At 71.5% G+C, this 21,675-nt stretch carries 23 protein-coding genes and 1 riboswitch; of the genes, 14 read left to right on the top strand and 9 right to left on the bottom strand.

Annotated features, from left to right (window positions below; genetic code table 11):
• Nucleotides 1-5: 5 nt before the first annotated feature.
• The 5 genes from INQ48_11450 (at nucleotide 6) to arsC (ending at nucleotide 4,069) form a co-directional block, all read left to right on the top strand.
• The gene (locus tag INQ48_11450) at nucleotides 6-884 is read left to right on the top strand and encodes a sugar phosphate isomerase/epimerase (protein QRF59790.1); all 879 of its coding nucleotides are present in this window, start codon (nucleotides 6-8) and stop codon (nucleotides 882-884) included.
• A 51-nt stretch (nucleotides 885-935) separates the two neighbouring features.
• Nucleotides 936-2,030: a YcaQ family DNA glycosylase gene (locus INQ48_11445; protein QRF59789.1), complete on the top strand. Its 1,095-nt coding sequence runs from the start codon at nucleotides 936-938 to the stop codon at nucleotides 2,028-2,030.
• 105 nt (nucleotides 2,031-2,135) lie between these two features.
• Nucleotides 2,136-2,307, top strand: a riboswitch (FMN riboswitch).
• 99 nt (nucleotides 2,308-2,406) lie between these two features.
• Nucleotides 2,407-2,919, top strand: coding sequence for a 6,7-dimethyl-8-ribityllumazine synthase (locus INQ48_11440; GenBank protein QRF59788.1), 513 nt, complete (start codon nucleotides 2,407-2,409; stop codon nucleotides 2,917-2,919).
• Nucleotides 2,920-2,943: 24 nt separating this feature from the next.
• Entirely contained in the window at nucleotides 2,944-3,651 is a 708-nt protein-coding gene (locus tag INQ48_11435; GenBank protein ID QRF59787.1) for a glutathione S-transferase family protein, read from the top strand.
• A 34-nt stretch (nucleotides 3,652-3,685) separates the two neighbouring features.
• Nucleotides 3,686-4,069, top strand: a complete 384-nt coding sequence (gene arsC / locus INQ48_11430) for an arsenate reductase (glutaredoxin) (protein ID QRF59786.1) — start codon at nucleotides 3,686-3,688, stop codon at nucleotides 4,067-4,069.
• Here the strand turns inward: arsC and INQ48_11425 are convergent.
• The 3 genes from INQ48_11425 to INQ48_11415 all read right to left on the bottom strand — a co-directional run bounded on the left by INQ48_11425 (nucleotide 4,066) and on the right by INQ48_11415 (nucleotide 7,968).
• A complete protein-coding gene (locus tag INQ48_11425) occupies nucleotides 4,066-5,748 on the bottom strand; it encodes an ABC-F family ATP-binding cassette domain-containing protein (GenBank protein QRF59785.1) in 1,683 nt (560 codons plus the stop codon). The two genes, arsC and INQ48_11425, sit on opposite strands and share 4 nt — an antisense overlap.
• 173 nt (nucleotides 5,749-5,921) lie before the next feature.
• Complete coding sequence (locus INQ48_11420) at nucleotides 5,922-6,671, bottom strand: sulfite exporter TauE/SafE family protein (GenBank protein QRF59784.1); 750 nt, start codon at nucleotides 6,669-6,671, stop codon at nucleotides 5,922-5,924.
• 40 nt (nucleotides 6,672-6,711) lie between these two features.
• Complete coding sequence (locus INQ48_11415) at nucleotides 6,712-7,968, bottom strand: MFS transporter (GenBank protein QRF59783.1); 1,257 nt, start codon at nucleotides 7,966-7,968, stop codon at nucleotides 6,712-6,714.
• A 155-nt stretch (nucleotides 7,969-8,123) separates the two neighbouring features.
• Between INQ48_11415 and INQ48_11410 the strand changes: the two genes are divergently transcribed.
• The 4 genes from INQ48_11410 to INQ48_11395 all read left to right on the top strand — a co-directional run bounded on the left by INQ48_11410 (nucleotide 8,124) and on the right by INQ48_11395 (nucleotide 11,302).
• Complete coding sequence (locus INQ48_11410) at nucleotides 8,124-8,954, top strand: helix-turn-helix transcriptional regulator (GenBank protein QRF60697.1); 831 nt, start codon at nucleotides 8,124-8,126, stop codon at nucleotides 8,952-8,954.
• 54 nt (nucleotides 8,955-9,008) lie between these two features.
• Nucleotides 9,009-9,701, top strand: coding sequence for a phosphatase PAP2 family protein (locus INQ48_11405; protein QRF59782.1), 693 nt, complete (start codon nucleotides 9,009-9,011; stop codon nucleotides 9,699-9,701).
• 138 nt (nucleotides 9,702-9,839) lie between these two features.
• Nucleotides 9,840-10,082 (top strand): acyl carrier protein, encoded by a 243-nt coding sequence (locus INQ48_11400; GenBank protein QRF59781.1) that lies wholly within the window; start codon nucleotides 9,840-9,842, stop codon nucleotides 10,080-10,082.
• Nucleotides 10,079-11,302: a beta-ketoacyl-[acyl-carrier-protein] synthase family protein gene (locus tag INQ48_11395; protein ID QRF59780.1), complete on the top strand. Its 1,224-nt coding sequence runs from the start codon at nucleotides 10,079-10,081 to the stop codon at nucleotides 11,300-11,302. The genes INQ48_11400 and INQ48_11395 overlap by 4 nt, the downstream gene beginning before the upstream one ends.
• Nucleotides 11,303-11,314: 12 nt before the next feature.
• Here the strand turns inward: INQ48_11395 and INQ48_11390 are convergent, their stop codons facing one another.
• Nucleotides 11,315-12,208 carry a LysR family transcriptional regulator gene (locus INQ48_11390; protein ID QRF59779.1) on the bottom strand — a complete coding sequence of 298 codons (894 nt, stop codon included), beginning with the start codon at nucleotides 12,206-12,208 and terminating at the stop codon, nucleotides 11,315-11,317.
• A 149-nt stretch (nucleotides 12,209-12,357) separates the two neighbouring features.
• On the opposite strand from INQ48_11390, the gene INQ48_11385 reads away from it, so the two are divergent.
• The 4 genes from INQ48_11385 to INQ48_11370 all read left to right on the top strand — a co-directional run bounded on the left by INQ48_11385 (nucleotide 12,358) and on the right by INQ48_11370 (nucleotide 17,024).
• On the top strand, nucleotides 12,358-13,695 hold the full coding sequence (locus INQ48_11385; GenBank protein QRF59778.1) for a M20/M25/M40 family metallo-hydrolase: 1,338 nt from the start codon (nucleotides 12,358-12,360) through the stop codon (nucleotides 13,693-13,695).
• An 82-nt stretch (nucleotides 13,696-13,777) separates the two neighbouring features.
• Nucleotides 13,778-14,236, top strand: coding sequence for a DUF2501 domain-containing protein (locus INQ48_11380; protein ID QRF59777.1), 459 nt, complete (start codon nucleotides 13,778-13,780; stop codon nucleotides 14,234-14,236).
• Between the two features lie 150 nt (nucleotides 14,237-14,386).
• Entirely contained in the window at nucleotides 14,387-16,126 is a 1,740-nt protein-coding gene (locus INQ48_11375) for a SulP family inorganic anion transporter (GenBank protein QRF59776.1), read from the top strand.
• Nucleotides 16,127-16,136: 10 nt separating this feature from the next.
• The gene (locus tag INQ48_11370) at nucleotides 16,137-17,024 is read left to right on the top strand and encodes a LysR family transcriptional regulator (GenBank protein QRF59775.1); all 888 of its coding nucleotides are present in this window, start codon (nucleotides 16,137-16,139) and stop codon (nucleotides 17,022-17,024) included.
• Between the two features lie 23 nt (nucleotides 17,025-17,047).
• Here the strand turns inward: INQ48_11370 and INQ48_11365 are convergent, their stop codons facing one another.
• The gene (locus tag INQ48_11365) at nucleotides 17,048-17,620 is read right to left on the bottom strand and encodes a DUF3299 domain-containing protein (protein QRF60696.1); all 573 of its coding nucleotides are present in this window, start codon (nucleotides 17,618-17,620) and stop codon (nucleotides 17,048-17,050) included.
• Between the two features lie 132 nt (nucleotides 17,621-17,752).
• On the opposite strand from INQ48_11365, the gene INQ48_11360 reads away from it, so the two are divergent.
• Nucleotides 17,753-18,289, top strand: coding sequence for a hypothetical protein (locus INQ48_11360; protein ID QRF59774.1), 537 nt, complete (start codon nucleotides 17,753-17,755; stop codon nucleotides 18,287-18,289).
• On the opposite strand, the gene arfB is transcribed toward INQ48_11360, so the two are convergent.
• The 4 genes from arfB to INQ48_11340 all read right to left on the bottom strand — a co-directional run bounded on the left by arfB (nucleotide 18,255) and on the right by INQ48_11340 (nucleotide 21,663).
• Nucleotides 18,255-18,677 (bottom strand): aminoacyl-tRNA hydrolase, encoded by a 423-nt coding sequence (arfB, locus tag INQ48_11355; GenBank protein ID QRF59773.1) that lies wholly within the window; start codon nucleotides 18,675-18,677, stop codon nucleotides 18,255-18,257. The genes INQ48_11360 and arfB overlap by 35 nt on opposite strands.
• Before the next feature lie 225 nt (nucleotides 18,678-18,902).
• Nucleotides 18,903-20,087, bottom strand: a complete 1,185-nt coding sequence (locus INQ48_11350) for an acetyl-CoA C-acyltransferase family protein (GenBank protein ID QRF59772.1) — start codon at nucleotides 20,085-20,087, stop codon at nucleotides 18,903-18,905.
• 43 nt (nucleotides 20,088-20,130) lie between these two features.
• Nucleotides 20,131-20,925, bottom strand: coding sequence for an enoyl-CoA hydratase/isomerase family protein (locus INQ48_11345; GenBank protein QRF59771.1), 795 nt, complete (start codon nucleotides 20,923-20,925; stop codon nucleotides 20,131-20,133).
• A 27-nt stretch (nucleotides 20,926-20,952) separates the two neighbouring features.
• Nucleotides 20,953-21,663 (bottom strand): TetR family transcriptional regulator, encoded by a 711-nt coding sequence (locus INQ48_11340; GenBank protein ID QRF59770.1) that lies wholly within the window; start codon nucleotides 21,661-21,663, stop codon nucleotides 20,953-20,955.
• Nucleotides 21,664-21,675 lie beyond the last annotated feature (12 nt).

The raw sequence follows: 21,675 nt of genomic DNA, 5'->3' as shown, positions 1-21,675 counted from the left end.
CGTCCATGCGCGATTTCTCGCAGAACCACGACTGGCTCTCGATCAACACCGCCACGGTGCGCAAGCAGTCGGGCGTTGAGGTGCCGCTCGACCGCATCGTCGACCAGTGCGCCGAGCGCGGCATCCGCGCCATCAGCCCGTGGCGCGACCAGGTCGCGGCCGTCGGCATCGACAAGATCGCGCGCCAACTGAAGGCGCACGGCATCGGCCTCTCGGGCTACTGCCGCGGCGGCTTCTTCCCGGCGCCCGATGCCGCGGGTCTGAAAGTAGCGCTCGACGACAACCGCCGCGCCATCGACGAGGCCAAGACGCTCGATGCGCCCTGCCTCGTGCTGGTGGTCGGCGCGCTGCCCGGCGCGCTCGACGGCAAGGCGGCCTACCGTGACATCGCCCGCGCACGCGCCGAGGTGCGCGACGGCATCGCGGCCTCGCTCGAGTACGCGCGCGAGGTCGGCATGCCGCTGGCCATCGAGCCCCTGCACCCCATGCAAGCGGCCGATCGCGCGTGCATCAACACGCTGGAGCATGCGCTCGACCTCTGCGACGAACTCGATGCCGGCAGGAGCGGCATGCTCGGCGTGGCGCTCGACATCTACCACGTGTGGTGGGACCCGAAGCTCCAGCAGCAGATCGCGCGCGCGGGCCGCGAGCGCCTCTTGGCCTACCACGTCTGCGACTGGCTCACGCCCACGCGCGACCTGCTGTCCGACCGCGGGATGATGGGCGACGGCGTGGTCGAGCTCAAGAAGATCCGCGGCTGGGTCGAAGACGCCGGCTTCGCGGGCTTCAGCGAGGTCGAGATCTTCTCGAACCTCGACTGGTGGCAGCGGCCGGGGGCCGAGACGCTCGACGTCTGCATCGAGCGGCATCGCAGCGCGGTCTGAGCCCGGCCCCGGGGGCGAGCAGGCCATGGCGGCCTGTGCTGCAATGCGCCCATGCCCGCCCCCAGCCTCGACGACCTGCGCCGCTACGCCGTGGCGCGCACCCTGTTCAAGCCCACCACGCTCCCCGGCGCGATCAAGAAGCTCGGCTTCGTGCAGGCCGATCCGATCCGCGCGCCGGCACGTGCGCAGGACCTGACGCTGCGCCACCGCGTCAACGACTACCGCGCGGGCGACCTCGAGCGCCGCTACACGCGGCTCGCGATCGAGGAGGACTGCCTGGTCAACTACGGCTTCCTGCCGCGCGAGCACCTGGCGCTCATGCATCCGCGCGAGGCCGCCGAGCCCTGGGACGCCGAGACGCGGCGCAAGGCCGCCGAGGTGCTGGCCTTCGTGCGCGAGCGCGGGCGCGTGCATCCGCGCGAGGTCGAGCAGCACTTCGCGCACGGCCGCATGCGCAACTACTGGGGCGGCTCGGGCAATGCGTCGACGCACCTGCTCGACGGCATGCACTACCGAGGTCTTCTGCGCGTGGTGCGGCGCGACAGCGGCACGCGCATCTACGAGGCGGTCGAGCATGCGCCGGCCGACGAGAGCCCGGCCGGCCGCGCGCGCCGCGCGGCCGCGCTGATCGAACTGATCGTGCGCAAGTACGCGCCGCTGCCGGCCGGCAGCCTGACCTACCTGGTGCGGCTGCTCGGCTACGGCGCGCCGCACCTGTCGGCGCAGACGCAGGCCGCGCTGCGCCTCGCGCGCGAGGAGCTCGCGAGCCTGCGCATCGACGGCACCACCTGGTACTGGCCGGCCGACGAGAACCCGGCCTCGCGCCGCCATGCGCCCGACGACGCGGTGCGCCTGCTCGCGCCCTTCGACCCCGTGGTGTGGGACCGCCGCCGCTTCGAGCTGCTCTGGGGCTGGACCTACAAGTTCGAGGCCTACACGCCCGCGCCGCAGCGCCAGTTCGGCTACTACGCGCTGCCACTGCTGTGGCACGACCGCGTGATCGGCTGGGCCAACGTGAGCGCGCCCGAGGGGCGGCCGCAGCCCGTCTTCGGCTACGTAGAGGGCCGCAAGCCGCACGGCGCGGCCTTCCGCGCGGCGCTCGACGACGAACTCGGGCGCATGGCCGAGTTCCTCTCGGCGCGCTGAGCCGGCCGCGGGCCACCCCCGGCGGCCTGGGGTCTTGGCCCGTGCGCGACACGGCCGGGCGCGCCGCCTGCCTAGAATCGCCCCCGCCCCGGTGCGAGCCGGGGCAAGCGTTCTCAGGGCGGGGTGCAATTCCCCACCGGCGGTGATGGCGGCGTTCTTCGAACCGAAGGCGCCGCATGAGCCCGCGAGCGCCCGTGGCTTGCAACGAGCCGCGGGGTCAGCAGACCCGGTGCGATTCCGGGGCCGACGGTCACAGTCCGGATGAAAGAGAGCGCGAAATGCGGGCCGGCCCGCGCGCTTCTTCCGTGGAGCGTGCGGTCTGCTCCGTGGTTTCGTGCGCCCTGATTCAGGAAACCTGCTTTTGAAGAGGCACACCATGAGTCAGATCAACGACCTTCCCCTTTCCGCCATCGCCGCGACGGACGCGCCGCGCGGCCAGCGCATCGCCTTCGTCGAGGCGCAGTGGCATTCCGACATCGTCCACCAGGCGCGCGACGCCTTCCTCGAGGAGATGGAGCGCCTGGGCGTGCCGCGCGATCGCATCGACGTCTTCGACGTGCCCGGTGCCTTCGAGATCCCGCTGCATGCCAAGCGGCTCGCGCTGTCGGGCCGCTATGCCGGCATCGTGGCCTGCGCGCTGGTGGTGGACGGCGGCATCTACCGCCACGAGTTCGTGGCCAGCACGGTGGTCAGCACGCTGATGTCGCTGCAGCTCGAGACCAACGTGCCGATCTTCTCGGCCGTGCTCACGCCGCACCACTTCCACGAGCACGTGGAGCACCGCAAGTACTTCCACCGCCATTTCGCGGTCAAGGGTTCCGAGGTGGCCGAGGCCTGCGTCAAGACGCTGAAAGGTCTGCAAGAGGTCGAAACGCTGCTGGCGGCCTGAACCCCGGCGCGCTAGTCTGGGCGGATGGCCTCCCCGTCATCCCCCACCTCATCGCCCTCCGCCGCGCCCGGTCGCTACACGCTCTACGGCGCGCCCGGCTCGGGCGCCACGCCCGTGCATGCGGCGCTCACGCTGATCGGTCTCGGCGACCGGGTCGACACGGTCGACATCGCGACCTGGGAAGGCGATGCCGAGCGCGAGCGCATCGCCGACCTCAACCCGATGCGCCAGGTGCCTGCGCTGGTGCTGCCCTCGGGCGAGCTGATGACCGAGAGCGCGGCGATCCTGCTCTGGCTCGGCGACCGCCATCCCGAAGCCGGCCTCTGCCCCGCGCCCGGCGATGCGCTGCGCGCGCAGTACCTGCGCTGGATGGTCTACCTGCCGGCCGCGATCTATTCGATGTTCTGGGTGCGCGACGATCCCGCGCGCCTGGTGCCCGACAAGGCGGCGCAGCCCGCGATGCTCGAGCGATCGGCCGAGCGCGTGGCCCATTGCTGGCGGCTGATGGACACGCAGATCGCCGCGCCCTCGCCCTACCTGCTCGGCGAGCGCATCGGCATGCTCGACCTCTACGTGACCGTGATGTCGCGCTGGACCCCCTGGCGCGAGCGCTTCTACCGCGAGGCGCCGCGCATGGCCGAGGTGGTGAAGCGCGTCGACGCCGAGCCGCGGCTGGCCGCGTTCTGGGCCGAGCGCTTTCCGTTCACGCCGGGCTGGGAACGCGGCGAGTGACGCGCGTCGCGCCGCGGCTTCCGATAATCGCGCCATGACCCGCAAAGAAGCCACCACCGACTACCCGATGACGATCTACCACAAGCCCAACTGCAGCACCTCGCGCAACGTGCTGTCGTTGATCCGCGAAAGCGGCGTGGAGCCCGAGATCGTCGAGTACCTGAAGACGCCGCCGTCGAAGAAGAAGCTGCGCGAGCTCGCCGACGCGATGGGCCTGAAGGCGCGCGAGCTGCTGCGCACCAAGGAAGAACCGTACGCCGCGCTGAAGCTCGACGACCCGACGTGGAGCGACGACCAGATCCTCGGCTTCATCGTCGAGCATCCGATCCTGCTGCAGCGCCCGATCGTGGTGTCGCCGCGCGGCACGCTGATGTGCCGGCCCTGGGAGCGGGTGCGCGAGATCCTGCCTGCGGCCTAAGGGCTGTCCGATTCGCGCAGCGTCCAGCCGTTGCCGCTGGACGCCAGGCGATGGGTCGGCGCAAGCGCGTCGAGGAAGCGCGCATCGTGCGAGGCCACGACGAGCACGCCCGGGAAGCCCTTGAGCGCCTGCTCGAGCGCGAGCACCGAGGCGATGTCGAGATGGTTCGTGGGCTCGTCGAGCAACAGCATCTCGGCCGGTTCGCCGCGCCACAGCGCGCAGGCCAGCGCGGCCTTGAGCCGTTCGCCGCCGCTCAGTTGCGCGAGCGGCCTCAGCACCTCGCTCGCACCGAGCCCGAGCAGCGCGAGCCGGGTGCGCAGCTCGCCTTCGGACAGCGGGGAATGCAGCGCATCGAGCTGCTGCAGCAACGACCGATCGGGCGGCATCGCGGCGCCGCCGTCCTGATCGAGCCATGCCGAGCGCAGCGGAGCCTCGCAACGCCCGGCGATCGGCGCCTGCCGTCCCGCGAGCATGCGCAGCAGGCTGGTCTTGCCGCAGCCGTTGGGGCCGCCGATGCCGATGCGCACGGGGCCCTGCAGGCACAGGTCCAGCGGCTTCGCGCCGGCCGGCTGCGCGGGCACCGCCCCCTCGAGCCACAGCACGCGGCGCCCGGCGGGAACCACCGAGTCCGGCAATGCGAGCGCAATCGCCGACGTTGGCGCCACGCCAGCGGCCGCCTCGCGCACCGCGGCATCGAGCGCCGCGCGGCTCTCGCGCTGGCGCTCGTGCTCGCGGCCCGCATGGGCCTCGGCATTGCCCTTGAGGCGGCCCAGGTGGAGACCGCCTAGATTCACATCGCGCGCCCAGGCCGCGCCGCGTGCGCTGCGCCGCTGCTGCGCGTCGTGCTGCCGGCGCAGTTCGCGCAAGGCGGCGTCGCGCTCGTGGCGCGCATGCGCGAGCCGGGCCTGCGCGGCGTCGGCCTCGCGCTCGCGCCAGTCGCTGTAGGCCTGCCAGCCGCCGGTGCAGCCGCGCAAGCCGCCGGCCGGCGTGATCTCGACGATGCGGTCCATGCCCTCGAGCAGTTCGCGGTCGTGGCTCGCGACCACCACCACGCCGCGCCAGGCCGCGAGCCGCTCGCGCAGCCAGCGCCGCGCATCGGCATCGAGAGGGTTGCTAGGCTCGTCGAGCAGCAGCGCATCGGCGCCCGAGAGAAAGGCACCGGCCAGCGTGACGCGGGTGCGCTCGCCGCCGCTCAGGCTGTCGACGCGGCGATCGATGGCGAAGGGCAGGCCCGCGTCGGCGAGCGCGGCCGCGAAGCGCGCGGGCAGGTCCCAGCAGCCCTCGGCATCATCGAAGTCGGCGGGCGTGCCCTGCCCGGCCTCGATGCGCGCGAGCGCGGCGAAAGGCCGTGCGAGACCCGCGAGCGCGGCCAGGTCCACATCCGGCGCGGCGCCGGCGTTCTGCGCCACGTGCACGCAGCGCGACGGCCGCACGATCGCGCCAGCGGTGGGTTCGCGCCGGCCCGCGAGCAGGTCGAGCAGCATCGACTTGCCGGCGCCATTGCGCCCGACCAGCCCGATGCGCCCGGGCTGGAAGGTCTCGTGGAGATCGTCGAACAGCAGGGTCCCGCCCGGCAGCGCGAGGCTGGCGTGGCGCAGCTCGAAGCCGGCGGTGGCGGAAAGAGAAAAGGAAGCGTCCGGCCCTGAACCCGGGCGCGGTGCGTGCGTGCGATGAGCCATGCGGCCCTCCGATGAATCGTTGGCAAGGCGATGCACGGTGGTCATGCATCGCGGCGATCAAGGAAGGCTCAAAGGCGCATTTCGGGGGGACGCTCCGGAAAAAACGAAAGGGCCGTGAAAGGCCCCGGGCCGGTTTGGAGGCAGTCCTCCCGCGAAGGTTCCGCGACTTTTCTTCAGCGCCGCAGCAGCACCGGCAGCGCCGAGGCCAGCATCGCCACGCCCGAGGCCGTCAGCAGGCTCAGCACGATCTTGCGGAAGGTGGCCTCGCTGATGCCGATGTACAGCCGCGCGCCGAGCTGCACCGGCACGAACACGGCCACCGCGACCAGGCCCAGCAGCGGGATCGTCGACACGGCGACGCCGCCGCGCGCCACGTGCAGCGCGAAGGCCACCACCAGCATCGTGAGGTTGAAGTTCTGGATCACCGCGCGCTGGGTGTCGCGTTCGAAGCCGCGCAGGGTGCACCACAGCGTGGGCACCACGCCCGAGAAGCCGCCGATGCCGGCCATCGCGCCGCCGATGGCACCGGCCACACCGTCGGCCACCCGGCCGCCGAAGCGCACGCGAGGCAGCCGCTGCGACATCAGCATCGCGGGGCACCACAGCACCAGCACCGCGCCAAGGCAGACCTTGAACAGCTCGACGTCGAGGTGCGGCAGCAGCCAGACGCCGAAGGGAATGCCCGCGAGGCCGCCGGCGACGAAGGGCCACAACAGGTGCCGATCGAAGCGGCGGCGCACGCTGAAGGCGGTGATCAGCTGCCCGGTCATGCCACCGAACAGCGCGAGGATGGCCGCGAGCTGCGGGTCGAGGGTCCAGGCCCAGACCGACATCGCCACCATGCTGAACGCAAAGCCCGAGAGGCCCTGCACGAATCCCGCCAGCACCGCGCCGACGATCACATAGAGATACAAGGCCTGCATGCGGCCGATGATATCGGCCGCCCCCTGCGAGAGAAGGGACTCAGGCCGAGGCCGGCACCAGCGCCGTGCGGCGCACGCGCGTCACGTTGAAGGCGCTCGCGATCAGCACGCCCTGCACCAGCGCCAGGCCCACGATCACGGCCACGTACTGGCCATGGTCCATGAGGCGGCCGAAGATCAGCGGCGCCACGGCCTGCCCGATGTCGAGGCCGGCGTAGACCACGCCGTAGACGCGGCCGGTGGCATTGGGCGGCGTCGAGCGCTTGACCAGCAGGTCGCGCGAGGGACCGGCCACGCCCGAGACGAAGCCCATGGCGCCGAACAGCACCGGCACCACCAGCGGCGGGAAGTCGGCGAAGGCCAGCACCAGCGCCAGCGCGGCGGCGATGCCGAAGCCCAGGCCCACGATGCGCTCGCAGCGCGAGGGATCGGAGGCCAGGAAGCCGCCCGCCACCATGCCGGCCGAGCTCGCCACCATGTAGACCGTCAGGCACACCGCCACGACGCCGACCGGCACCGCGTGCAGGTGGCCGGCCGCGACCGGCGCGAAGGTCTGGACCACGCTGATCACCGCCGCATAGAAGAAGAAGAAACCGAAGCACATCCACACGGCCGGGATGCGCAGGAAGTCGAACTGCCCGCCCGTCGCGGCCTCGCCCTGGCCGGTGGCCTTGTGCACCGCCTTCACGTCGAGGTCGAGCACGCGGCGGTAGACCCACAGCACCAGCAGCACCACGATCGCGAGCACGCCGGCCGACGCCAGCGCCACGCGCCACGAGGTGGCGATGGCGATCGGCACCACGAAGGCCGGCGCCAGCGCCCAGCCCAGGCTGCCGGTGATGCCATGCACGCTGTAGGCATGGCCCAGGCGCGTGGGCGCGACCTTGCGGTTGAACAGCGTGTAGTCGACCGGGTGGAACACGCCGTTGCCGATGCCGCCGACCACGGCGCACAGCAGCAGCATCCAGTAGCTCTGCGCCGCCGCGTAGCCGAAGGCGGCCAGCCCCAGCGCGCCCAGGCCCACGAACAGCACCGGCCGCGGGCCCAGCTTGTCGACGATGAAGCCCGAGGCCGCCTGCACGATGCACGAGACCACGAAGAACACGGTCAGCACCGCGCCCAGCTCGGTGTAGCTCACGCCGAAGGCGTCCTTGAGCCAGGGAAACAGTGGCGCCAGGATCAGCTGGCTGAAGTGGCTGATCGCATGCGCCAGCCCGACCAGGCCGATCAGTTGGGCGTCCTTGCGCAGGGTGGTCGGGGCGGTGGCGTCGGGAGTTGTCGAGGCGGAGGAAGACATGGATTGCTACAAAAAACCGGGGCAAGCCCCGATGCTATGTCCGGGCCCGGCGGCAGAATGGCGATACCGCGACAACATTTGTCGAAACCATGCCAAGCGAGCCCCCCACCCCTGCGGACGGCGCCCTGCGCCCCGACAAGCCGCGCGCGGCCCCGGTGCCCGCGCCGGTCACCAGCGTGGCCTCGCTCACGCCGCACCTGTACGCGCCCGACGCGGTGCGGCCGCTGCGCGCCAAGGAACACTTCCTGAGCGCCGACACCTTCGTCGAGCTGCACCAGCATCCGTGGCCGCAACTCACTTTCTCGACCCGCGGCGTGATCCGCCTCAACACCCAGGACGGCAGCTACATCGTGCCGCCCTCGCGCGCGGTCTGGGTGCCGGCCGACATGCCGCACAGCATCATGCTGATCGAGGACGCCGAGCTGCGCACCATCTACCTGCATGCCTGGCTGGGCCCGGCCTGGGAGAAATGCGAGGTGCTCGAGATCAGCCCGCTGCTGCGCGCGCTGATGCTGGCGCTGGACACCACGCCCGACGGCCTGCCACCCACCGACGCGCATGCGCCGCAGCGCGAACGCATGATCGCGCCGCTCCTGGTCGACGAGCTCGAGCGCGCCACGCAGATCCGCATCGACGTGCCGCTGCCCGCCGACAAGCGGCTGCGCCAGCTCTGCGAGGCGCTGCTGCGCAACCCGGCCGACCGCGCCACCCTGGCCGAACGCGCCGCCAGCATCGGCGCCAGCGAGCGCACGGTGGCGCGCATGTTTCGCGACCAGCTCGGCATGAGCTGGCAGCAATGGCGCCAGCAGGCGGTGATGGCGCATGCGCTGCCGCTGCTGGCACGCGGCATGGCGGTGAGCCAGGTGGCGGCCGCCAGCGGCTACGCCACCGACAGCGCCTTCTGCGCGATGTTCAAGGCCGCCACCGGGCGCTCGCCGACTTCGTTCCAGCATCGCAAGCGCGGCCCCTCGTCCGCCCACGCCTGAGGTGCTTTGCGCCGGGCGGTCACGGGGCTCTGGCAAGATCGCCGCCACCCCGCCATGAACCGACCGCTCCCCCTGCCCCTGCCCGCCGCGCCGGCCACGCCCACCTGGGGCGCCGAGATCGGGCGCCGCGTGCGCAGCCTGTTCATCCTGAAAGCGGTCGGCACCACGGTCTTCACCTGGCTGTTCTTCATCGGCTACTTCCACCTGCTGCGCAACCCGGCCTTCCCGGTCACGGTGATGCCGCTGACCGCGCTCGACGCGCTGGTCCCGTTCCAGCCGCACTTCCTGGGCGCCTACCTGTCGCTGTGGCTCTACGTGGGCGTGGCGCCCGGGCTGCAGCCGAACTTCCGCGAGCTGCTGGTCTACGGCCTCTGGGTCGGCGGGCTGTGCCTCACCGGGCTGGGCCTGTTCTATCTGTGGCCGACGCAGATACCTCCTCTGGCCATCGACGTTTCGGGCTATCCGGGCTTCGAGATGCTGCAGGGCGTGGACGCGGCCGGCAACGCCTGCCCCTCGATGCACGTGGCGGTGGCGATCTTCACCGCGGTGCGGCTCGAGCACGTGCTGCGCGAGGCCCGCACGCCGCTGTGGCCGCGGCTCTTGAACTGGCTGTGGTTCGCGGCCATCGCCTGGTCGACGCTGGCGGTCAAGCAGCACGTGGCGCTCGATGCACTGGCCGGCGCGCTGCTGGGCCTGGCCTTCGCGCTGCCCTCGCTGCGCTGGCGTCCGGGTTACCGAGCACGCTGATTCCCCCTTCCGGCCGGCATGTCCCTGCGGTGGGAGCGGATATCATTGGCGCTCACCGACCCTAGACATACGCCGAGCGAGGAAGGGATCGATTGCAATCGATCAGCGGCTGGCAAGAGAGACCACAGGCATCGCACGATGAGTTCGCTGAAGGAATTGCAGGACCTGATCCAGGAGAAGTACGGCATCGAACCGTCGACGCTCGACCCCCATGCCTCCATGCGGGAGAAAGGCGGGCTCGATTCGCTGGCGCTGGCCGAATTCCTGTTCGCCATCGAAGACCACTTCGGCATCACCATGCCCGACGAGGACGCCAACATCGACACGCTGGCCGAACTGGCCGTGCTGGTCGACAAGGTCCGCGCCGCCAAGCCAGCGTGAACACGCCCTCGGAGGTCGCCGTCACCGGGCTGGGCGTCGTCGCCCCGCACGGCGACCATCCCGACACCCTGTTCGAGGCCCTGCTGCAGGGCCGCTCGGCCATCGCGCCGGTGTTCCCCGAACTCCCCAAGCCGGCCGCCGCCGCCACCGTCGCCTTCGACGAGAGCCGCTGGTTCACCAAGCTGCAGCTCGCGGGCGTCGACCGCGTGAGCCAGCTCGCGGTGGCCGCCGCCGATCTCGCGATGCGCGATGCCGGCATTCCCGCCCTCGCCGACAGCGGCCTCGACGCCGAGCGCGTGGGCGTCTACGGTGGCTGCGGCATGGGCGGCGCTGCCGCGCTCGAGGCCGCCTACCGCGGCAACGGCCGCGTGTCGCCGCTGACCATTCCGGCCTTCATGCCCAATGCGCCGGCCGCCCACGTGTCGATGCGCCAGGGCGTGCAGGGCCCGGTGCTCACCTATTCGGTAGCCTGCGCCTCGTCGTCCGTGGCGATCGCCGAGGCCGCCAAGGCGATCCAGCGCGGCGAGGTCGATCTGGCCATCGCGGGCGGCAGCGAAGCGCTGATCGTGCCCGGCGTGGTGCTGGCCTGGCAGGCCATGATGACGCTGGCCGGCTTCCAGCCCGGCGAGGCGGCGCGGGCGGTCCGGCCCTTCGCGGCCGACCGCAGCGGCTTCGCGCTCGGCGAGGGCGCGGCCTTCGTAGTGCTCGAGTCGGCCGAGCGCGCGCGCCGTCGCGGCGCGCGCATCCATGCGCTGCTCGCCGGCTGGGGCCTGAGCAGCGACGCCACCCATCTCACCAAGCCCGACGCGCCCGGCCAGGCGCGCGCGCTGCGCTCGGCCCTGCGCCAGGCCGGCCTGGCGCCGCGCGACGTGGGCTACTGCAACGCGCACGGCACCGCCACCCGCATCGGCGACGCGGTGGAGCGCAACGCACTGGCCGCGGTCTGGGGCGACGATCTCGACGGCCTGCGCACCAGCTCGACCAAGGCGCTGCACGGCCACCTGCTAGGCGGCGCCGGCGCGCTCGAGGCGGTCATCACCATCCTCGCGCTGCGCGAACGCCTGCTGCCGCCCAACGTGAACGGCGGCCAGGCGGATCCCGACTGCGCGCTGAACCTGGTGGCGCCGGGCGACGCCGACGCGCCCGCGCTCGAGGCGGCGATCAGCAATTCCTTCGCCTTCGGCGGCACGAACTCGGTGCTGCTGTTCCGTCGCGCCTGAGGCCCTGCCCGCTCAGGCAGTGGGCAGCTCGCAGATCCATTCGACGAAGGCCGTCACCAGCGGATCGGCCGCCCGGTTCGGCGGCACGAACACGCTGTAGCCGCGGCGCGACGGCGCCTCGTGCTCGCAAGCCAGCGCCAGTTCGCCCGAACGCAGCGCGCGCTCCACGAAATAGCGCGGCACCAGGCCCACGCCGAGCTCGGCGCGCACCGCCTCGAGCAGCATCGAGAACAGGTCGAAGCGATGGCCGGCGACGAGGTTGTCGGGCGCCTGCGTCGCTGCCGGCGCCTGCGCGAACCACTCCTCCCAGGCGCCAAGCCGCGTGCGCAGATGAAGCAGGCGCGCGTCGCGGAAATCGCCGCGCGCCATCCGGTCCCGGCCGGCCGCGCCGGGCGCGCAGACCGCCACGCAGGCCTCGGGCATCAGCGGCCGCGCCTCGGCGCCCGGCCACACGGCGTCGTCGTACTGCACGCCGACATCGAAGGGCATGTCCTCCATGTAGAGCAGCGTCGGGAACACCTGCAGGTGCAGGCTGCAGCCCGGCTGGCGCGCGGTGAAGCCCGGCAGCCGCGGCAGCAGCCAGCCCTCGGCCAGCACCGGCACCGCGCCCACGATCAGCCGCAGGCCGTCGGTGCGCCGGGCCATGGCCTCGAGCGTGTGGTCCTGCAGCCGCAGCAGGTCGCCCGCGATCTGGCCGTGGTAGCGGCGGCCGGCCTCGGTCAGCGTGGTGCCGCGCGCGGAACGCTGCACCAGCAGCACGCCGATCTGGGTCTCGAGCAGCCGCAGCTGCTGGCTCACGGCGCTGTGCGTGAGGCACAGCTCCTCGGCGGCGCGGCTCACGCCGTGGTGGCGCGCGACCGCGTCGAAGACCAGCAGCGCGCGCGTGCTCGGGATGTGGCGTTTCATCGTCATCGTTAGAAAAACTGACAGCGAAAAAGATTAAACCCGAGCGCGATGCTCATCCCCCGATAAGAATCGCCGGCGGCCCTTCGTGACGAATCGATGACACGACGGTTTTTCTTTCAACCCAGACGTCCATCGCCCGGACCTCCCGCATGCCCCGCTCGTCGTTTCGCCTCGCTCCCATCGCCCTCGCCCTGCTCTGCGCCGCCGGCGCGGCCCTCGCCCAGGGCGGCGCCATCGCCAACCCGCCGCAGGTGCGGCCCGACATCGACCGGGCCTACACGCAGCTGATGGCCGCGCCCGCGGTCCAGAAGCTGCTCGAGGCGGTGAAGGCCGACCACGAGCGCTCGGTCGAGGACCTGAAGCTGCTGACCGAGATCGAGGCGCCGCCCTTCAAGGAACAGAAGCGCGCCGAGGCTTTCCTCGCGCGCATGAAGGCGCTGGGCCTGTCGGACGCGAAGATCGACGCAGAAGGCAACGTGGTCGGGCTGCGCAAGGGCACGGGCAACGGCCCGAAGCTTTTGATCTCGGCCCATCTCGACACGGTGTTTCCGGCCGGCACCGACGTGAAGGTCAAGGAACGCGACGGCAAGCTCTACGCCCCGGGCATCTCCGACGACACGCGCGGCCTGTCGGTGCTGCTGTCCTGGCTCAAGGTGCTCAACGACAACAAGGTCCAGACCCAGGGCGACCTGCTGTTCGTCGGCAACGTCGGCGAGGAGGAACTGGGCAACCTGCGCGGCATGAAGGCGATCTTCCGCGACCACCTCGACATCGACGGCATGGTCGGCCTCGAGCCGGCGGCCGACGGCACGGTGCTGATCCTCGGCACCGGCAGCCACCGCTACGAGGTCAGCTTCAAGGGCCCGGGCGGCCACAGCTACGGCGCCTTCGGCCAGGTGCCGAGCGCGATCCACGGCATGGGCCGCGCCATCGCGAAGATCGCCGAGGTGCGCACGCCGAGTTTCCCCAAGACCACCTTCACGGTCGGCGGCGGCACCTCGGTCAACACCATCGCGCCCGACGCGCGCATGGCGATCGACATCCGCTCCGACGACATGGGCTCGCTGCTCGAGGCCGAGAAGAAGATCCTCGCGACGCTCGACGAAGCGGTGGCCGAGGAGAACAAGCGCTGGAACGTGAACACGCTGAGCGTGAGCACCAAGCTGATCGGCGACCGGCCCGGTGGCCGCACGCCGCCCGATTCGGTGATCGTCGAGGCCGCCACGCGCGCCAACGCGGCCTTCGGCCACAAGACGCTGCTGACCGGCGCCAGCACCGACGCCAACGTGCCGATGGCGCTGGGCATCCCCGCGATCATCGTCGGCGGCGGCGGCAAGACCGGCGGCTTCCACGCGCTCAGCGAATGGATCGACGTGACCGACGGCTGGAAGGGCGCGCAGAACTCGCTGGTGACGGTGCTCGGGCTGGTCGGCGTGGCGGGCGTGAGCGAGCCGCTGCTGCCGAAGCGGCCCGCGCGCACGCGCTGAGGAGGGCAGCTCGGCGACCTCCTCGCGCCACCGCGGCGGCGTATGCTGTGCCCGCATATCCATTCGCACCAAGGAGGTCGCCATGAAGTTCCGTTCCACCCTGATCGCGCTCGCCCTGCTCGCGGCCGGCGCCTCGGCGAACGCCGAATCGAAGCTGCTCGACCAGCTCAGGAACCAGATGGGCGGCGGCGCGGCGACCAGCGCCGGCGGCAACAGCGGCAGCAGCGGCGCCGGCGGGCTGGCCGAGAACCTCGGCTTCTCGATGCCCGCGATCGGCAACAGCACCGTCGGCAACGCGGCCGGCGTGCTGCAGTACTGCATCAAGAACAACTACCTGGGCGGCGGCGACGCAGCCTCGGTCAAGGACAAGCTGCTGGCCAAGATCACCGGCCAGAAGCAGCAGCAGAGCGGCTTCGCGAGCGGCGCCAAGGGACTGCTCAAGGGCGGCGACGGCCAGACGCTCAACTTCAAGCTGCTGAGCTCGAAGGTCAAGGAGAAGGGCTGCGACTACGTGCTGAAGAACGCCACCAGGCTGCTGTAGAGGCGCGCCGCGCGCCGCGCCCGGGGTAAACCGCGCTGCCCGCGGCGAGGCGGCGCACTTAACATCGGGCGGTCGCGGCATTTCCGCCCTCCTCCCTTCGTTTCCCCGCCGCGCCCGCCCACGCCCCGCGTGCGCGACCGCCCGCTTTCCATGACGCCGCCACCCGCCACTTCCGCTTCCTCCCCCTCCCTGCGCCAGCGCCTGGCGCGCTGGGTTCCCTGCCTGGGCTGGCCGCGCCCCTCTGCCGCGCTGCTGCGCGGCGAGGCGATGGCCGGCATCACCGTCGCGCTGATGGTGATCCCGCAGGGCGTGGCCTATGCCGCGCTCGCGGGCATGCCGCTGGTCACGGGCGTCTACGCGGCGCTGCTCCCGGCGCTGATCGCCGTGATGTTCAGTTCCTCGCAACGGCTGTCGGTCGGTCCGACCGCGCTCACCAGCCTGCTCGTGGGCGCCTCGCTCGCGCCGCTGGCGGTGGCCGGCAGCCCCGAATGGGTGGCGATGGCGGTGTGGCTCACGCTGATGTCGGGCGCGATCCAGATCGTGCTGGGCGCGGGCGGCTTCGGCTGGATGCTGCGGCTGGTGAACTCGCCGGTGCTGATCGGCTTCACGCAGGGCGCGGCGGTGCTGATCGCGATCTCGCAGTTGCCGGCGCTCCTGGGCTTCACCGGGCGCACCATTCCGCAGGTGCTCAGCGGCGACGGCCCGCTTCCCGACCTCACGGCCATCGCCTTCGGCCTCGGCGGCATCGCCGTGCTGTGGCTGGGCAAGCGCTTCGTGCCGCGCTTTCCCACCACCATGGCGCTGGTGGCCGGCGCGGCCGCGCTGAGCTGGGGCATCAGCTATGCGCTGCGCGGCGGCGCGGTGGTCGGCAGCCTGCCCTCGGGCCTGCCCGATTTCTACTGGCCCGGCCTGCTGCCGGCCGGCACCTTCAGCGCGCTGGTGCTGCCGGCGCTGATGATCACGCTGGTGAGCTTTCTCGAGACCGCCTCGAGTGCCAAGGTCGACAACGCGCGCGCCGGCACGCTGTGGAACGAGAACCAGGACCTGATCGGCCAGGGCCTGGCCAAGCTGGCCTCGGGCTTCACGGGCGCCTTTCCCACCAGCTCCTCGTTCTCGCGCTCGGCGATCACGCTCTACGCGGGCGCGCAGACCGGCTGGGCCACGCTGTTCAGCGTGGTGGTGGTGGCCGGCGCGCTGCTGTGGCTGATGCCGCTGCTCTACCACGTGCCGCAGGCGGTGCTGGCCTCGGTGGTGGTGACGGCCATCCTCGGGCTGGTCAAGCCCTCGAGCTTCACGGCGCTGTGGCGCATCTCGCGGCTCGAGGCCGGTATCGCCATCGGCACCTTCGTGCTCACCATCGCGACCGCGCCCAGCATCTACTGGGGCGTGCTCGGCGGCCTGCTCGCGAGCCTGGCGAACTACATGTACCGCCACCTGCATCCGCGCATCATCGAGGTCGGCCTGCATCCCGACGGCAGTCTGCGCGACCGCCACCTGTGGAAGCTGCCGCCGCTGGCGCCGCACCTGCATGCGCTGCGCATGGACGCCGAGCTCGACTTTGCCTCGGCCTCCACGCTCGAGCGCGCGCTCACGGTGGCGCTCGCCGACCGGCCCGACCTCACCGACGTGTGCCTGTTCGCCCAGCCGATCAACCGCATCGACATCACGGGCGCCGAGGTGTTCGGCTCGATCCGCCGCATGCTCGAGTCGCGCGGCGTGCGGCTGCACCTGAGCGGCCTCAAGCTGCCCGCGATGCAGGTGCTGGAACGCGCCGGCCTGCTGGCGCCGGGGCCGCTCTTGTTCAGCTACCGCACCGACGGCGAGGCGCTGGCGGCGCTGGTGCCGCGCATCGAGGTGCCGCTGCCGGCCGAGGCCCAGGCCGCGCACTGAACGAGCGCCCATGAAGACCACGATCGAGGAACTGCTGGCCTTCCGCACCGTGGTCGACACCGGCTCGATCACGGCCGCGGCCGAGCAGCTCTCGCAGACGGTCTCGGGCGTGAGCCGCGCGCTGAGCCGGCTCGAGCAGAAACTCGACACCACGCTGCTGCGCCGCACCACCCGGCGGCTCGAGCTGACCGAGGAAGGCGCGGCCTTCCTGCAGCGCACCCGCGCCATCCTCGACGCCATCGACGAGGCCGAGGAGCAGATGGCCTCGCGTCGCGGGCAGCCCGCGGGCCGGCTGCGCGTGAATGCCGCCTCGCCCTACATGCTGCATGCGGTGGTGCCGCTGGTGGCCGAGTTCCGCCGGCGCTATCCGCAGATCGAGCTCGAGCTCGACACCGACGACCTGCCGATCGACCTGCTCGAACGCCGCACCGACATCGCGATCCGCATCGGCCCGCTGCGCGACTCCACGCTGCATGCACGCCCGCTGGGCACGCACCGGCTGCGCGTGCTCGCGAGCCCGGGCTACCTCGAGGCCCAGGGCCGGCCGCGCAAGGTGGAGGAGCTCGCCACGCACACGCTGCTGGGCTTCACCCAGCCCGAGTCGCTCAACCGCTGGCCGCTGCGCGGCCCGCATGGCGACGAATGGCAGATCGCGCCCAGCCTCGCGGCCTCGAGCGGCGAGACCCTGCGCCAGCTCGCGCTGGCCGGCGTGGGCATGGTGTGCCTGTCGGACTTCATGACCGCCGCCGACCGCGCGAGCGGCGCGCTGGTGCAGGTGCTGGCGAAGGACACGGTCGACGTGCGCCAGCCGGTCAACGCGGTCTACTACCGCAACACGCAGCTGTCGGCGCGCATCACCTCGTTCCTGGATTTCCTGGCCGAGCGGCTCGCGGACTGAGCCGCGCCGCGCGCCTGTTGCGCCTACTGCGCCTTGGCGACGAAGGGCTCGACCGCCGCCGAGCGGATCTCGTAGCCGCTCACGCCCATGTCGGCCGAGGCGTAGCGCGCCGCGCGCAGGGTGCCGCGCACGTGCACCGTGTCCATCGCATGCAGGCCCTTCACCGTCTCGTGGGCGATCACGCGCACGATCTGGTTGGCCGGCGGCGGCGGCGTGTGGATGCAGGCGCCGAAGTACGGCACCAGCAGGAACTCGCGAATGCCGTCGGGCGAGGCATCCAGCGGCACCACGAAGCCGGTCAGGCGGCCGTCGACGCCGTCGAGCGCCACGTTCACCGGCGCGTTGTCCCAGACCGCGCGCATCTCGTCGAGCATCTGGATCGCGCGCGGGTCGTTGTCGCGCAGCGATTCGAGGCTGATGTTGCGGTAGCGCTGGGTCGGGTCCCAGCTCTTGGGGATCAGTTCCTCCCACTTGAGCTCGGGCGCCACGCCGGCCGCCGCGCTGGCCGGCGCGGCACGCTCGGGTCCGCATCCGGCCAGCAGCCCCGCGGCCAGCGCCAGCGCGAGGGCGACAGCCCGCGCGGGCCGCCAGTGCATGGGGAAAGCGGTCATGGGCTCGATTGTGCAAGCAGCGCCATGACGCAGGTTTAAGCAGGACTTAACCGGCCCTCCCCAAAACCGGCCGAACACGACAGAATCGCGCGCACCACGAAACATGAGGAGCAGCACATGGCGGCAACGGTCTGGCTGGGGTTGACTTCGTTGGGGATCGTCCATACGGCGATCAGCCTGGTGGCGCTGGCGGCCGGGGCGCTGGCCCTGATCCGCCACAAGGAGATCTCCTGGCGCACCGGCCTCGGCCGGCTCTACGTCTGGACCACGGTGCTGACCTGCCTCACGGGCTTCGGCATCTTCCAGCATGGCGGCTTCGGCCGGCCGCACGTGCTGGGCATCGTGACGCTGCTGGCGCTGGCCATCGGCTTCCAGGCCGGGCGCGGGCGGCTGTTCGGGCGCTTCGCGCGCCATGCCGAGCTGGCGGCCTACTCCGCCACCTTCATGTTTCACTGGATTCCGACCTTCACCGAGACGCTGACGCGGCTGCCGCTCGGCGCGCCACTGCTGGCGAGCCCCGATGCGCCCGAACTCAAGGCGATCACCGGCGTGCTGCTGGTGCTCTATGCGGTGGGCCTGAGCCTGCAGATCCGGCGGCTGCGCGGCGGCACGGCGCCGCTCAGTCCCCCCGGACCGGTCCGCGCAGGCTCTTGACCTGCGAGCGCTGGCTCTTGCCTTCGAGCCGGCGCTGCTTCGAACCGTAGGTGGGCTTGGTGGCGCGCCGCGCGCGCGGCACCGTCGCCACGCTGTCGACGACTGCCTGCAGGCGCGCGATGGCATCGGCGCGGTTCATCTCCTGGCTGCGGTGCTGCTGGGCCTTGAGCACCAGCACGCCCTCCTGCGTGATGCGGCTGTCGCGCAGCGCGAGCAGCCGTTCCTTCAGGTCCTCTGGCAGCGAGCTCGCGCGGATGTCGTAGCGCAGATGGACCGCGCTCGAGACCTTGTTGACGTTCTGCCCGCCCGCGCCCTGGGCACGGATCGCGCTGAAATCGATCTCGGATTCGTCGACGAAGATGGGGGGACGGTGCTGCACGGGCTGCATTGTGCGCGGTGCGGCGAAGCGGGAAGCAAGGCAGAGCGGTGTGGTGAGAGGCATGTCGCGTCGGGCAGACCACCCCGCCCGACGCGCTGCACACACCCGGAGTCCTCTCCTCGATCACTCGCTCCTCCTCTCCGGGCAGGCAGAAGATTAGCGGGGGCATGGCGTCGGGTCCTCCTCCTTGTGGAGGATGCCGCCACACCCCGGCTTCTGTTCCTCGCCCCGCGATCAGACGCGCTCGAACACCGCGGCAATGCCCTGGCCGCCGCCGATGCACATCGTGACCAGCGCATAGCGGCCCTGCACGCGGTGCAGCTCGGCGATCGCCTTCACCGCGATGATCGCGCCCGTGGCGCCCACCGGATGGCCCAGCGAGATGCCCGAGCCGTTGGGGTTGACCTTGGCCGGGTCGAAGCCCAGTTCCTGGATCACCGCGCAGGCCTGGGCCGCGAAGGCCTCGTTCGACTCGATCACGTCGAAGTCGCTCACCTTGAGGCCGGTGCGCTCGAGCACCTTGCGCGTGGCCGGCACCGGGCCGATGCCCATGTAGGCCGGCTCCACGCCCGCGTGCGCATAGCCCACGAGCCGCGCCAGCGGCTTCAGGCCCTCGGCCTTGGCGCGCGCGCCCTCGGCCAGCACCAGCGCGGCGGCGCCGTCGTTGATGCCCGAGGCATTGCCGGCCGTGACCAGGCCATCCTTCTTGAAGGCCGGCTTCATCTTGGCGAGCGTCTCGACCGTGGTGTCGGCGCGCACGTGCTCGTCGGTGTCGAACACCACCACGCCCTTGCGCGTCTTGACCTCGACCGCAACGATCTGCTCCTTGAAGCGGCCCGCGGCGATGGCGGCCGCGGCACGCTGCTGGCTGGACACGGCCAGCGCGTCCTGCTGCTCGCGCGTGATGCCGTAGCGCGCGGCCACGTTCTCGGCCGTGATGCCCATGTGGATCTTCTCCCACGGGTCGTGGAGGATGCCGAGCATGTAGTCGAGCAGCTGCACGTCGCCCATGCGCGCGCCGTAGCGCGCGGCGGTGTCGAAGTACGGGCCGCGGCTCATCGATTCGGAGCCGCCACCGATCGCGATGTCGCAGTCGCCCAGCGCGATCGCCTGCGCCGCCGAGACGATGGCCTGCAGGCCCGAGCCGCAGAGGCGGTTGACGTTGAAGGCCGGCGTCTCGATCGGGCAGCCGGCATCGATGGCGGCGACGCGGCTGAGGTAGGCGTCCTTGGTGTCGGTGGGGATCACGTTGCCCATCACCACGTGGCCGATGGCCGCGGGCGCGACACCGCTGCGCTCGATCGCGGCCTTGACCGCGGTGGTGGCCAGCTGGGTGTTGGGCACGTCCTTCAGCGAACCGCCAAAGGTGCCGATGGCCGTGCGGGCGCTGCCGACGACGAAGATCTCGCGAGAGGTCATGAACTGCTCCTGGATGAAATGAACGAGAAAAGGAAGAAAGGGATCAGCGGCCTTCGAAGCGCGCCGGCTTCTTGGCGAAGAAGGCGTCGACGCCGCTGCGGAAATCCTGGCTCGCGGCGCAGACCTGGAAGGCCGCCGATTCGGCCGCGAGCTGCGCCGGCAGCTCGCGCTCGAAGCTGCCGCGCATCAGCCGCCGCAACTGGCCCAGCGCCACGGTCGGCCCGTTGGCCAGGCGCTGCGCCAGCGCCATCGCCTCGCCGGCCAGCGCAGCGGCCGGCAGCACGCGGTTGATGAGGCCGATGCGCTCGGCCTCGGCCGCTTCGAGCATGTCGCCGAGCATCGCGATCTCGAGCGCGCGGCGCAGCCCGACCCAGCGCGGCAGCGCCCACGAGGCGCCGACGTCGCAGCTCGCGCCGATGTTGACGTAGGCCAGGTTGAAGCGCGTGCCCTCGGCCGCGAGCACGAAGTCGGCCTGCAGCATCAGGCTCAGGCCCGCGCCGGCCGCCACGCCGTGCACCTGCGCGACCACCGGGGCGTCGATGGTGGCGAGCACTTCCAGCGCTTCGTGCAGCGGGCCGATCAGCGCGGCCGCGCCGCCCTGCGGATCGGCGCTCAGCAGCGCGAGGTCGCCACCGGCCATGAAGCCCTTGCCGGCGCCGCTCAGCAGCACCGCGCGCACCGAGCGGTCGGCCGCGATGGCGCGCACCGCCGCGAGGAAGGCCTGCGCCATCGGTACGTCGATGGCATTGAGTGCCGCCGGGCGGTTGAAGCGCAGCGTGGCGACCGCGCCTTCGCGGCCGATCTCGAGCGCGGTGTCGGGGGTGGTGGTGTCGTTCATCGTTGTCGGCTCCATGGCATGGGAAGTTCAGGCGGCGGTCGCGCGCGGCTTGCGGCGCGCCGGTGCCGCGGGCACCTGCTGCAGCACGCCGTTGAGCAGCAGCGCGATCGCCTGGTCGGCGATCTGTTCGGGCGTGAGGTCGCCGTCGCGCCGGTACCAGCGGCCGATCCAGCTCAGCGCGCCGGCCAGCATGAAGGCGGCCATCTTCGGGTCGCAGGGCGCGATCGAGCCCTCGGCGATGCCCTCGTCGATCAGCCGGCGGAACTCGTGGTCGATGCCGGCCTTGAGGCGGCGCAGCTCCTTCTTGAGCGGCTCGGGCAGCGGGTCCTCGCCGATGCGGATCACGCACTTGCCGAACTCCTCGCAGACGATGGCCGAGTAGCTGCGCATGCAGGCCATGAGCTGGTCGAGCGCGCGGCCGCCGTTGCGGCGCACCTCGTCGATGCCCTCCTGCATCATGCCCAGCGCGGCGCGCACGCACTCGAGCAGGATGTCGTCCTTGCTCTTCACGTAGTAGTAGAGCGTGGGCTTGGTCACGTGCAGCCGCTCGGCGATGTCGTCGAGCGAGGTGGCGTGGAAGCCGCGCTCGTTGAACAGCTGCGCCGCCGTCTGCAGCACGGCCTGGCGCTTGAGTTCGCGCTGCATCGCGCGCTGGGCCGAGGGCACCCAGGGCGATTCGTCGGCGGCCTCGATGGCAGAGGCCTTGGCGGCGGAGGCACGGCGCTTGGTGAGGGTCATGGGGCGATCCGG

It is taken from the genome of Variovorax paradoxus, assembly GCA_016806145.1.
Classification (GTDB): domain Bacteria; phylum Pseudomonadota; class Gammaproteobacteria; order Burkholderiales; family Burkholderiaceae_C; genus Variovorax.
This window is presented reverse-complemented; position numbering and strand designations above follow the sequence as displayed.